Below are 13,960 nucleotides of genomic sequence, written 5' to 3'. Positions count from 1 at the left end.
CCAGCAAGCTTAAGATACCCAGGCTCTATCCGAACTCGTTCCCACGGTCCCTCGTGGGAATGCATACGGAAATCAGCTTTCCCCACCCTGTCAGGGTCGGTATGCATTCCCACGCAGAGCGTGGGAACGAGATTAATATTTGGTCATATTAACCGACTTAACGTGGTCATCATGGCGAGCCTCTGGAGGCTGTCGAACCGAATGCACTTCCCTAAACTGAAATACATGATTGATCTCTTGTTCTGTAAGATACCCGAGCTTGATCATTGTTTTGATAAATAGTGTCAGTGGTACACCCATTTGTTGAAATGTTTGATAAACGCTTGAAAGACCGTCGCATTTTCGTTTGTCTTCGAGTAACAGTTGGTTGAACTGATGAGCCACACATTCATGAGTTGTAGCCACGTCTTCATGCTGCACCAGATTAAATAGTTGTTCCCTGGTCATCCGTTTATTCAGATACTCCAATAACCTGTGAGGTACGTTCATGCCTGATTTTTCAAAATATTGGCCCGCTGAATCTTTGTCATGATAAAATGCTGTAAGCCATTTATTCCAGTCCCACTCGTCCGGCTCCGTTGGATTACCAACAGCTATCGCTGAAAGAATGTTGATACCAGGGAATAAATGACAGCCAAACTTATTACCAATATCAGTAATTATCCTCGCTAACATCGGTCTCACCAACTCCGCGGCACTGTTTCTCTGAGCGGTGGTGTTTGCCATTTTCCTCCGAACATGCTCAACAAGTATTGTTGAGATATTTGCGAACAGCGTGTCTTGATCCTCATGCTCGCTATAAGCCGGAGGGCTTGCTGGCCGCGAGCGTATATTGCTCGGTATTTGATTCGCCATCATATTGTCCTTAAATCGAACACCAAAAAGGAAAGTTCGACAACCAGCCTAGTACACTCCTGTTGAAGTGGAAAAATTCAGCTAGTGATCAATTGAAATCCAACCCTTGGGGAAGCTGAAATAAAGAACATACCATCGTCATCCCCGCGCAGGAGGGGATCCACTGTGCACGAGAGATTCCCGCCTGCGCGGGAAAGACGCTGACAGTATAAGAATGCCTCTGGCTTCTCTCGCCCGTCGCTTACCAGGCGGCTCGTAAAAGTGCCAGTACCTGCTCATAACTGGCATCCACCCGGTTATAGAGCTGTGCCCCGTCATCAATGCTCATACGGGCAATGTCTTCCAGCTGAGACTCCTGAACCTTGCCACTCTCTGACAGGGTTCGGGGCAGGCCTGTTTTCTCAAAAAGCTCATCCCGCATTGCACGAATGTACATAATAGCTTCAACAGGTCGTTGTCCCGCCGGTGTTCTGCTGTAAAAATCAGCACCGGCCAGGGGAAGCAGCAGCTCACCTATCACCGCTTCACACTTTGGCAAGTTGTATTCCAATACATAGGGCAGCATCAGACTCATGCAGACACCATGGGGCAGATGGGTAATAGCACCAATTGAGTGACCAATGGCGTGTACCAGCCCAACCATGGAGTTAGAGAAGGCAATGCCCGCCATGGTTGCCGATTCCGCCAGCTTCAGCCGGACATCTTTACTTTCAGGCATAGCAAGCACACGAAGCAGGTTTTCCCGTATACCATTGATAGCCGCCACTGCATAAGCATCACTGAGTGGATTTTTTGCAGTACCAATAAAAGCTTCTACTGCATGGGTCAGGGCGTCCATTGCAGTGGCTGCAGTGATATGAGGCGGCAGTGTCAGGGTCATCCTCGGATCAAGAACGGCCACATCCGGCATCAGAAAGGATGAGCCGTAAGGCACTTTACGCCCACTGGCATCATCACGAATAACCGCAACTTTGGTCACTTCTGAGCCCGTACCCGCCGTTGTTGGCAGAATAAATAACGGCTTCAGTCGTTTAGTCAGTGCACCAACACCACTGTAGGCCAGAAGGTCATTGCCACCTTCAGACACAAGAATATTCACTGCCTTTGATGTGTCGATAACCGACCCGCCACCAATAGCAATAATACCGTCGGCACCGTTTTCCCGATAAAGCTGAGTGATGGCAGAGACAACACTGGTTGAAGAATCTGGTGGTACGTCGCTATAGATACCGGCGAGAGGAACCTCACCAACCAGCAATGCCTGTTTAACAGGCTCAACCAAACCAGCCTGCAAGACTCCACCATCGGTAATAATCAGTGGTTTCCTGACCCCAAGACTCGCCATTTCATAAGGCATATGCTCCAGGGCTTCATTCCCGGAGACAATTTTTACCGGGTTAAAAAATTCATAATAGTTACGACTCATTTCACCACCCCCACCACAAAACCTTTGATAACACCGAGATAGATTTGCAAGGCACCCGCCAGCTTCTCTTTTAAGGTTATGGCCGGGTAATAACGCATAATCCTGCGAGCAATAAGTTTTGGCAGGGTCAGCACTTCCAGCCGTTCAAAGCACCGGACCAGTTTCATGGATGCCGGGATGTCACCATCAACCACCATCCTCTCTCTGGCAAAAGCCTCCGCTGTTCCTTCCTGAAATGAAAGCGTGCCAAAAGCATGCCCCAGATGCTTGAACTGAATATCAACATCCGGTTTTTTATTATGATTGCTAACCGCTTTTAGTTGACCATTGTCTTTTTTCATACAAAGGGATGGGCCACTGGGCATAACGCCCATGGAAAAGGTAAAGCCCTCGGGTAAAGACGCTATTTCCTGTCGAATAACCCGGTCAGTTCCACAGGCTTTCGCCAGCCCATGACCAAGAAAAGCCAGCATAAAACGAACGTAGAGGCGCTTCATACGCCAGGAAAGGGGTAAAGATGGAGACACCGGATACTCCTGCCAGCAAATTGCCGGACGACGACGATTATTGTTATTTCGGAGCCATATCAGCAGATATGGCTGGCTATTTTAACTTCCGCCGCCACTCATCACAATCGTAGCCACGGAATTTCTCTTTAAGCTCCCGTCGCTTTATTCGCCAACTCTCCATCTCTCTGACTGAGCCACCTTCCCTGCGTAAATCGCTGTAGTGGTGAACTACTCGCCCCCATAGAACCTATTAGTACCTCCAGGGGGGATATCTGAGAGATGGGAAAGGCATTTATCATACCATTCAAGACAGCTGGCTATTTATTGACCTTTTGTTATAACCCTGTCCAATACCAGATAAAGGCATGGAAGCACAAACAGCACTACCGGCAATGACAGCAGCAATCCATAGCCCAAAGTAAGCGACATAGGTCCCATATAAATATCCGTGCCACCGATACCATAGGCCAGCGGGGTTAATCCGGCTACCGTGGTGATGCTGGTCAGCAATATGGGGCGCAGCCGACCGCTGGCGGCATCCAGGATAACCTCCGTGGCAGGCCTGCCTGTTGCTTTCAGGTCATTGGCCTGGCTGATCAATACCAGCGCATTGTTGACAATAACGCCGGTCATGCCCAGCACACCGATCATGGCAAACAGTGAAATCGGTTGCATATGCACTTTCAGGGCCAGCAGGGCAGCGGCAAAGCCAAAAGGAATGACACTGACCACCAGCAGGGGTTGCAGCAGCGAGTTGAACAGTACCATCAGTACCAGATAAATGGCGAGCATGGCTACCGGGAAGGCCACCATCAGCCCGGACAGGGTTTCGCCGGTTTCTTCCGCTTCGCCGCCGGTCTCTAACTTCACATCGCCGGGCATCTTTGGGGTCAATGCCGTCAGCAGATCCCCTGCCACCTGCTCAGGGGATAAATCAATGTCGTCTATCTGGGCGGTTACCAACACCTGAACACTGCCGTTCATATGCAGGATCTGCCGGGGAGCGTTGACGGTGTTGATCTTTGCCAGTCTGCTTAATGGCACCGCTTCACCATCCGGAGTGAATATCTTGGTGAGCAGCAGCTGTTCCAGGGTACGGTGCGAGTCATCCAGTATCAGGCGGATATCCACTTCATCATCGCCGATCCAGGTGGAGGTCATGGTGTCGCCCTCAAAACCGGTTCTGAGGGTGCTGGCCAGATCGTTCACCGTCAGCTGGTAGCGGGCCAGCCAGTCGTAATCCGGGACAATCTGTAACTGGGGCTCCCGCAGTTTATCGCTGGTATTGATATTGATCAGGCCGGGATAGTTCTGCATCCACTGTTCCACCTGATTGATGGCCCGGCCCAGGCTTTCCGGATTGTCACTGATCACCCGGACGGCCACCGGATCGCCGACGGGAGGACCGTTGGCGTCCACATCAAAACGGATGCTGTCCAGGGTGTGACTGTCTGCCAGCTGTTGATTGAGGTCCCGGACAATCTCATCGGCGGTACGGGACCGTTCCGAGTAAGGCGTCAGGGTCAGACGCCCGGTGCTGACCGGACTGGCATAACTCATTTCAAAGCTTTGCCGTTCATTGTCCGGGAGTGCACGAAAGGCGTCTTCTAATTCCTGATGATCTTTCCGGATCTGCTCCAGCAAGGCACCGGGTTTAACCTCCGTGGTCACCTGAATATAGCGGGCGGCTTCCCGGGGGAAAAAATCAATCTTCATGGTGCTGACCAGGGCAAAGCTGCCCAGCAGGGTCAGCAGGGCAACCACCAGGACAGTCTTTTTTCTGCACAGGGCCCGCGCCAGCCACTGGCGATAAAGTGCTTTTGGACGATCAAACCAGTCAGCTTTTTCGCCGCTGCCACCGCCGCGCACTGACGGAACACCGGCCAAAGAATGCGCCAGGTGAGCGGGCATCAGGAAGGTGCATTCCAGCATGGAAAGCAGCAGCGCCAGAAGCACCGTTGATGGAATCACCACGGTGAGTAATCCCAGGCTGCCCGGTAAAAAAAACATGGGCACAAACACCAGAGCGGTAGTCAGCAGGTTCGCCAATACCGGCTGGAATACCGATGATATGCCGTTAACGGCTGCGTCGATAGGCGACTGACCGTTTTCAAACTGCTGATAAATGGCTTCAGCGACAATCACCGAATCATCCACAATAATGCCGATCACCAGTAACAGGGCCGCCAGAGTAATACTGTCCAGCACCTGACCAGTGATGGGCAGCAGTGCTACCACGCCGAGTACGCAAACGGGAATGGAAATAGCCACCCAGAAAGCAATCCGCCGCTTCAGGAACAGGGTCAATACCAGCAGCACCAGGGCCAGACCAATCAGGCCATTGGTGGCCACGATATTAAATTTACTCGCCATATCGTCAGCAATATTGACCGAGACAGGAAAGGCAAACTGATTATCCAGCCGCGCGGTTTCCGAGGCCAGTAATGTCAGAACCCCCTTGACGGTGTTATCAATATCCGCACCGGGGGTTTTGCTGACACTGAATAGAATACCAGTGTCGCCATTGATCATGCCGGTTTCCCTGGCCTGCTCAAAATTGTCGAATACCCGGGCAACGTCTTTTAACCGCACCAGCCCCCCGGAAGGGAGGGTTTTGATCACCAGCTGTTGCAGTTCTTCAATGGAGTGGTACTGGGTCAGGGTGACCAGTCGCTGCTCCTGGCTCCAGGACTCCACCAGCCCCCCGGACAGGGACAGGTTCCGGTTCACCACGGCATTACGCAGATCGTCCAGGGTCAGTTGATAACGGCTGAGCTTGTCCGGGTTCGCTTCAATCCAGAACTCACGCTCCCGGAAACCGGTCATGGCTACGGCACCTACACCGGGCAGCTGGCGCAGCTGCTTCTCCAGCTGGCGGCTGTAACTCTGCAGCCGGGTATAATCATCAGGGCCGGTGACGCCAAAGCGCAGCACTTCCCCCGAGGCCGTATCCCGCTGGGTGACCCTGGGGGGATTGGGCAGATCGGCAGGCATATTGGTGACCCGGTCCACGGCCTGCTGGATATCCCGGAGCATTTTGTCGGCATCTGCATCTGACGACAGTTCCAGCATAATCTCTGACAGGCCATTGCCGGAAGTAGACTCAAACTGTCGTAGGCCTTCAATGCTGCGCAGCTCTTTTTCCAGTCGGTTGGTGATGTTCAGTTCCACATCCTGGGCGGAAGAACCGGGGTAAGCGGTGACAATATCCACTTGGGGAAAGGCGGCGTCCGGCAGTTCCTGGGTGCGGATCTGGCTCAGTACGCCAGCCCCGATAAACAGCACCATCAGGGTCAGCACATTGGCCAGCATACTGCGTTGGGCAAAGAAGCGGATCAGGTTCATGGTGACTCTCCCTTTATTCCCCGGAATTCGACAGAACCGGACTGACATAGGAGGGTTTGCTGCCGATGGCGCCGTGCATGGACATGCCGGGTTTAAAACGATGCTGCGGATTATTGAAGTCAATTTCCACGGGGTAACTGCTGGTTGTCGCCTCCGGTTCCACACCGATACGGACAATTTTTCCAGTGACTTTTTCTTCCAGCCTGGCCTCAGCCCAGAGGGTAACGTTCTGTCCCAGGCTCAATTTTTCCAGTTCGTATTCACTGGCAAACAGCCGGGCAGTAAGCTGATCGATATTGGTCAGGGTATACAGGGTATCGCCACGATTCACCCAGGCTCCGTTATTGATGTTTTTTTCCACCACATAACCATTAATGGGGGAATTGATGCGGGTCCTGGCCAGATCCAGCTTAGCCTCCTCCAGATTCAGCCGGGCCAGAGTCACACTGGCTTTAGCGGAAAAGTAATTAGCTCTTGCAGTATCCAGCTCATTTTGCGGCAGGCTCTTTTTGCTGACCAGTTCCTGGTAGCGCTCGAATACCAGTTTTTTCAGATCCAGGTCGGCGTCGCCCAGGGTGAGGCTGGCCTGCTGTTTCTCCAGGTTCAGTTGATAGTCCCGGGGCGCTATCAGCACCAGTTGTTGCCCCTGCCTGATCGTGTCTCCAGCTTCTGGCTGACTGCCGGCTACAACCCCTTCAATTTCCGAAACAATGCGCCAGGTGTTTTTTGCCCGGGTCTGGCCAATCAGATCCAGTGCCAGGGCAGATGTGGAAAGGAAAGCTATCAGCGGGAGCAGTAACAGGAGAGGACGTTGCAGCATGATTTTGATCCGGGCAGTCGGGATTTCATGGTGTGTTTAAGCTGGCTGGCCAGTAACGGGCATTCAGGGAGCGGCCGTTACAATAGCACTGAATGCATTGTATATCTTTTCTGAGGACAGAGGACAGAGGACAGAGGACAGAGGACAGAGGACAGAGGACAGAGGACAGAGGACAGAGGACAGAGGACAGAGGACAGATATTTTTGACCGTCGTAAAGGGTTGACTCACCACCAGTTTCCTGTGGTTCGTCACCCCTCCGGCTCAGATCCGTACGTGCACTACTAATGCATACGGCTCCTACGACAAATCAGACACACTGTCGTATAGTTGGATATAGGCGGAGTATTTTCGCGCTCGAGATAAACAGTTTGAAGACCTTTTGCATTTTCATCCATGTTATGCAGTATTTCTGGCTGCGCCTTCTTAAGACCTTTATCCACGCTCTGCAAATTTCTCTGCGAAACTGGTTTAGTGCTTTAACATTGCCGGGAACAGCAAAATAGTTATTGTGCCCCTGAACTACGCTTTTCAGCCATTTACCCTGTTCGAATACAGCAAAGTCTGTTTTATGTCTTTGATTTTTGCTTCTTCTTTTTTTCTTTTAATTCAGAAGCAAACATTAACACTCATGAATTTAAATAGCATTGAAAAAACTTTGCTTTAGTTATTTCTTTTTAATAATTTAAATAGCATTTTATTTATCTTGAATTAAGTCAACTGTATCTGAGTAATCCCATTCTGGAAAATAAGGTTTGAATCTCTCTAGTTTTTCAACAATCGTTTTTGAATCTATATCTTTATCTTTACGTATTTCATCAATAAAAGCTTTATGTTCTTGAAAAGAAGGATCGTCTTTATTATAAGAAATAATATTGTTTAGCATGCTTTTAAAGCATTGAATATCGACTGAAAATATTCCTTCTTTTGGCTTATATTCTGCTGCATCAAAGTCAATAACTCTCACACGACCAACTTTATCAACGACAATATTATGCATACTCAAATTCCCATGCTCTATATTCTGAGCATGTAAATATTTAATGGCTTGGGCTATCTGATAAAAGATACATATACACTCAAAAAAAGTAAAAGGTGAGAAACGATCATCAAAAACAGTAGAATTCCATTTTCTTTTATTTTCATCATTATGCAGAAACTCATTATTTGTTCCATTCATATCAAGAGCAAGGTGCTTTGCAAATACATTTGCAATAGAGTTATTATTTTTATCCTTAAAGTATCGTATAACAATAGAATCTTTAAAAAAATAAATAAAACAAGATGATAGCCACATTTTTAATTCTTTTTTTCTATCAATACATTCTAATAGTGTAAGAGGGGTCTCTTGCTGCAAAACTAATGTTACTTTATCAAAATCTTCAGGCTGTAAAATATATTCATTGAGGTTTACTCCAAGCTTTTCTTTCATATATCTTTCTAGCCGATTTGATTGATAGCGATTTATCAATTCAAAAGGAGTGGTACCACCATGCTTAAGAGTAAGGGAGCGAGGATTACTATCAAGCAATCTAATAATATTAGGGTGGTCTAAAGGTTTAAGAAAAGCTGCTTCATTCATCATAACGATATCTGAAGAGTTTTTACTTTGTTCTTTTTTAACAACTTCTGCCTTTACATTCACGTTATGACTCTTTATTTTATCGTTATAGCTAGAAGTAAAATAGCTATGAACTACACCAAATTCTCCTTGACCTAGATACTCGTACTTTGAGTCCCCACCTTTAACAAAAGGTCTGCTGATAAATTTTTCAGGATTTTTTGTATATTCTTCCCGCAAATCATACACTTCATTTTTTGCTTTATTATAAAGAAAAACGATCTTTTTTAATGCTTCATTTATTTTTAAATGTGGTACATCTGTTTCGCTTGTATCATAAAGAGAAACAAGCCCTTCTAATGCCTTTTTTATTGTTAAATGTGGTATATCTGTTTCGCTTGCATCATAAAGAGAAACAAGCTCTTTTAATATTTTTTTTATTTCTGGAGGAATATTTTCTTCTGAAAAAGAATAACATATATCTTGTGATGAAGTATCTTCAGTACATATGAAAGCATTTTTTATAATTTCAGGCATATCGCTTATATCATTGGAATCTAATATCTGATCTAAAACACTTTCAACCAAACCAGATGAAGCTTTCTCTTCCTCATCAATATCTTTTCTACCAAAAACAAACATTAGTTGACTTGCCAACTCATCTGGATTAAAAACATTAATCCTCTGACCATCTGTTAATCCAACTGTTTTTTCTTCTCGATTTTTTTCTGTCTCTACTAAAGTTAGTGGTGGAAACTCTGTTTCCGGTTCTTCAGGTAGTAAATCTGCACCCAAAAAGCCAAGTTCAGGAGCTTCTGAGGTCTCTTCCGCTTTTAACAATAACTGAGTTCTCTCTGCTTTTTTATGAGCATTTAACTCTTTAGGTTTTTTCTTCTCAATACTCTGCCTCTCAAGCCTTTCAAGCCTTTCAAGCTCAGTATCCTTTAGCTTCTTTTTTTCTCTGCTCCTGGTTTTTCCAGAATCTTTATCACAGCCAACGTCAACAGAAGACTGAGGCTCTTTTCGACCAAAAGGATTATTATTCGGCTTTCTTCCTCCGGGACTCCCTCCAGCGCCACTTGAGCCTCCGGAAGAGGACTGAGAAACCATTCCAAGTGCTCTTGCCCTTCCTTGCGAAGTCACACTCTGATGATTTGCGGATCCCTGCGAGTTACTTGCTGAGCTTGACTGACTGTCCGAATGACTACGAAAAAAACAGGTACTATCGGTTCGAATCAGTGATTCCGGTTGATCATCTGAATGCCCGCCATTGCTTTCTTTCTGATGCGGGTGACTGGTTTCTCCATTATCAACATCACAACGTTGGACCGAATGCTCTATTAACCCCCTTATTTCAAAGACCCCATTATTTATTAACATAGGATCACTGAGCACACTGCAAACCTGCCGTCCATTAGAGAATGAAGCCTCAACAGGGCGCTGTGAATGCAGTTTATTTCCATGACCAATTAAAGACTGAGCAGGTGAAAGCGATGTAGAAATTTTCGACATAATCTATCCAAACTATCAGTAAAAATCTATTTAGTTCATTAACAGCGAGTCTTGACTATAAGTAGGTGATAGTTTGCTATCGAATATTTCGACCACTAGACAAGAAATAAGTTCAAGTTATTTTATAACTAAAGAAATTGTAGTGGATGGCATTCCCGATTTTTTCAGTGATATACATTGAAGATCATTGAAGATCTTGAAGATCAGAACAGGACATCCATAGATTTTTTCATGAGTATTGTATGGATATTTTTATGGATGTCCTATTCTTCTTCCTATTCTTCTTCATCCTATTCTTCTTCAACGCTTAACCATTGTCATTACTGGCAACCGCCCATGACTCGGGGTTCCTGCGGTTTGCTAAGCCTTACCGGATGAAGAACTTTCACCATCAATCTCTTGCCGATTTATCTCGGCACACTGGATGCCCTATTCTTTCTTTGCGTTTGCTATGCATACTTTCCCTTCCTTAAGTTTTTTCGAATCGCTTGATTCGTAATGTGTGCCAATAGGTCCAGATAAAACATCCTTTAACTGTTTTTTACAGTCTTCTATAACCTGACTGACAGTTGGCGCCTGCCCGATCTTTTTGTAATGTTTGATCTTTGGTTGTGTCTTGAACCAGGTTTTTTTATAAAAAGTGGGGCTGATTTTTTTTCCTTTCATTAGGTCATTATAAAAAACACCATGATCCTCAATGCATTGCCTCCATACTCCTATAAAGCTATTTCCATTTTGATCGAAATCAAAAATACCAATATGCCTTAAATAGCTAATGAAAGAATTCATATTATTTTCCAGTTCAATATTTAATTGCGGTTTCAGTCGAACAAATATTTCTTTATTTTCTTTTGATTTTATAACATCAGCAAGCTTTTTATATATTTTTGAATCTTCAGGTAATAAGTAAATGGGTTTTTCATCGAGCAAAGGCTGTTCGTTACCTTTCTCTAATGATTGAAATAATTCCTTACTACCTTCTGCATTTGCAATCGCGCCTTTTTCTATCAGCTTTTTAGCGACTTCCTTAGCCCCACACTTTACAGCTGCGTTTAACCAGATAGAATAAGATTTCTCCATCATAAAACTGACGTCATGATATGCCTCTATCAACATTATGGCGAATTCCTCAGCACCATTTTCGATAACCCTCGTAAGATATTCTGTATCTACGACATTACCTTTCCAACATTTAGGGAGAATGCATCTAGCGAGTATCATAGCATTCCCTTGATCCTCAGCTGTGGATCTATCTATCACTTCATGTAATATGTATTTAACATAGATAATTTTATAGCATTCATCCTTGATAGATTGTTGAAATCGTTCTATCAATAGTTTGATTAATGGTACGTTCTCTTCATAATGATATGTGATAGATGTAATAATGTGGTTCCGGCCTAGTTTCGCGCCATTGTCTAACATTAGATTAATCATGTCGATATTGCCTGACTTTACAGCATGATCAAACAGAGTGTCATTGTATATAGTATCTATACCCCATGGTTCCATGTTAGGATCTACGCCATCAGTTAACAGCGTTGATGCTGATTTTAAATCGCCTTTCATGACAGCCTCATATAAGAGAAAAGAAGCATTTTTCGTTATGGGTTTGGGGTCTTTCCACTGCATCGCACTTATAATTTTTATAATTTTAGATCTTTCACTAAGTAAAAGAGAAAAAATGTCATTTGGGGTTTTACTCTTATCCATATGACTTTTATTTCTTATAGTGGTTATAATGAAGATTAAGGATTTCACATCTATCGGATGTCTGATATTTAAAATGCCTTTTAGGTAATATTTGAATACGCAACAATCATCACTATTCAAACTTTCACCTTTCCCTATTTTTTGTGTAAGATCTTGATAGAAACTTTTGAACTCTTTCATTGTCATAGATTTCAAATTCAATAGGGTTAAAGACCTGGAAACTTCTGGAGGTATATTTTCTTTAGGTTTTTCACAGAACTTTCGCCCATTATTACTCAATTGACTAATAAAATACGAATCACCGGAGACTAACGGCAATACATCTATTAACGTTATCATTCTTTCCTGAAGACCTACTTTATTACGTTCTGAGGAGTCTCTATCTTTATTTAGATGACACAGATTACGGTGTATTTCTTCCAAATCAGATATTACAGATTTACTACTGAAACTCCCTTTCTCTTGTAGGCTATCATCGTAGCCTATATGGCCGTTAAAAAAAGCATCAGAAACAGCTTTAATATTTTGTGAAAGATTCATTTGATATATCCGTTTTATATTCTATTAATTAAAGAGAATAGAAGATGAAGAGAATAGAAGAGAATAGAATAGAATAGAATAGAATAGAATAGAATAGAATAGAATAGAATAGAATAGAAGAAGAGAATAGGACATCCATAAATTTTTTCATGAGAATTGTATGGGTATTTTTATGGATGTCCTATTCTTTTTTCCTATTCTTTTTAGTAGGATTAACAGAACTATAGATCCAATTTATTTTTCCTAAAACGCACCAGAATAAACAGGCCTGAAACCCCATTAATCAATATGTAGTTGTTTGTCTATTTGAAAAACACAAGATATAGGTGCTGAATAGTTACTCTTTTTTCTGATGCCTTATGTTTCCGACGCACTATTGCCAGGACAGAGGACAGAGGACAGAGGACAGAGGACAGATATTTTTGTGGGTGTCCCATTCATTTCTTTCCCATTCATTTCATTCTTTTACGTAGGTCGGTTTCCGAAGGAAGCCGACTCGTGACCCAACCGCCATGCGCTCATCAAGGCCTGGAGATATCGGATGGCTCAGTTGTCGGCTTTTAGGCCCTCGGGTCCTCGAGTCCTCGGGCCCCCCTGAACGGGGAACCGACCTACGGCTTATAAACCTCATCATCTCTTGCCAGAGGATGTTGATATCTATTTTCAGCCGATTTGAGGTAGCTTAGGAATTGTCCCGGAATAACTTCCGCATTTCTGAGCCTCCAAACTCCGTTTGTCCTGAGCCTGTCGAAGGGCGTAAACTCCGGGCCATGATAGATCGTGCCAGGCACCCTTCGACTCCGCTCAGGGCGAACGGAGAATGAGTTTAAAATGTCGAAATTATTTCAGGACAGTTCCTTAATGCCTACCTTAAGAATTCCTGAATGACCCGGGCGCATACTACTTAAAACAGATATCTGCCCATCGGGCCAGGCCAGAAGTTACCGAACCATCAAAGTCACCACTGACGATGGGCGTATCTTGCAACACGCTTTTAAGTGCCTTCCTTAATATCGGGGAACGGGCAGAGCCGCCGGTAATATAAACGGCATCCGGCTTCACACCGGACTGAATCATTGATTCCTGCACCAGTGTTTTAATACTTCTTAATGGATTCTCAATGGCGTCTTCCATCTGAGCCACACTGACGGGTATTTCCAGCAATTCCGTTGTTAAGTTAACCCTGGCAGTACTGTGACTGGTTTGGCCAAGAGCGATTTTGGTATCTTCCGCTTCCTGAACAATCCGATACCCCAGCCTATCCTGATAGACCTGAATCAAACGGCTGACCTTTTCTGGCTCTTTGGCTTTGCCTACCAGTTGTTTTAACGTCTTCAGGTTGTCGTACACATAAAACCGTCGCTGTGCTTCCACATCATTGATGGCAATCGCATCCAGAAAATAGCCCACCGGTATTTCTTTACCATCAAGGCGTTCGGATCCCTTACCAAACTCAGCCATAAATCGCCGAAAGGCAATGGCGATATCCATGTCGTTACCGCCGATAAACTTTCCGGTATGGGCAATCATGGACTCAGCCCGAAGAACAGGACATCCATAAATTTTTCCATGAGAATTGTATGGATATTTTTATGGATGCCCTATTCTTTCCTATTCTTTCATAGCTGAAGCTGACCGGCTAAAGCCGGTGGTTTTAACCTTTTTAAAGGACTAATAAATT

8 protein-coding genes are annotated in these 13,960 nt (G+C 45.0%); all 8 read right to left on the bottom strand.

What is annotated here, in order from left to right; all coding sequences use genetic code 11:
* Positions 1–132: 132 nt before the first annotated feature.
* Entirely contained in the window at positions 133–858 is a 726-nt protein-coding gene (locus RM811_RS15100) for a hypothetical protein (RefSeq protein ID WP_402525846.1), read from the bottom strand.
* Between the two features lie 238 nt (positions 859–1,096).
* On the bottom strand, positions 1,097–2,281 hold the full coding sequence (locus RM811_RS15095; protein WP_402525843.1) for an iron-containing alcohol dehydrogenase: 1,185 nt from the start codon (positions 2,279–2,281) through the stop codon (positions 1,097–1,099).
* Complete coding sequence (locus RM811_RS15090; protein WP_402525840.1) at positions 2,278–2,808, bottom strand: hypothetical protein; 531 nt, start codon at positions 2,806–2,808, stop codon at positions 2,278–2,280. Before RM811_RS15090 ends, RM811_RS15095 begins: the two co-directional genes overlap by 4 nt.
* Before the next feature lie 303 nt (positions 2,809–3,111).
* A complete protein-coding gene (locus RM811_RS15085) occupies positions 3,112–6,135 on the bottom strand; it encodes an efflux RND transporter permease subunit (RefSeq protein ID WP_402525837.1) in 3,024 nt (1,007 codons plus the stop codon).
* A gap of 13 nt (positions 6,136–6,148) precedes the next feature.
* A complete protein-coding gene (locus tag RM811_RS15080; RefSeq protein WP_402525835.1) occupies positions 6,149–6,955 on the bottom strand; it encodes an efflux RND transporter periplasmic adaptor subunit in 807 nt (268 codons plus the stop codon).
* A gap of 695 nt (positions 6,956–7,650) precedes the next feature.
* Entirely contained in the window at positions 7,651–9,909 is a 2,259-nt protein-coding gene (locus tag RM811_RS15075) for a protein kinase domain-containing protein (protein WP_402525833.1), read from the bottom strand.
* Positions 9,910–10,455: 546 nt separating this feature from the next.
* Positions 10,456–12,279 carry a hypothetical protein gene (locus RM811_RS15070; RefSeq protein WP_402525831.1) on the bottom strand — a complete coding sequence of 608 codons (1,824 nt, stop codon included), beginning with the start codon at positions 12,277–12,279 and terminating at the stop codon, positions 10,456–10,458.
* A 900-nt stretch (positions 12,280–13,179) separates the two neighbouring features.
* Positions 13,180–13,809: an Hsp70 family protein gene (locus RM811_RS15065; RefSeq protein ID WP_402525829.1), complete on the bottom strand. Its 630-nt coding sequence runs from the start codon at positions 13,807–13,809 to the stop codon at positions 13,180–13,182.
* Between the last annotated feature and the right edge of the window lie 151 nt (positions 13,810–13,960).

Origin of the sequence: Endozoicomonas sp. (assembly GCF_031844845.1) — a bacterium.
Classification (GTDB): domain Bacteria; phylum Pseudomonadota; class Gammaproteobacteria; order Pseudomonadales; family Endozoicomonadaceae; genus Endozoicomonas.
This window is presented reverse-complemented; position numbering and strand designations above follow the sequence as displayed.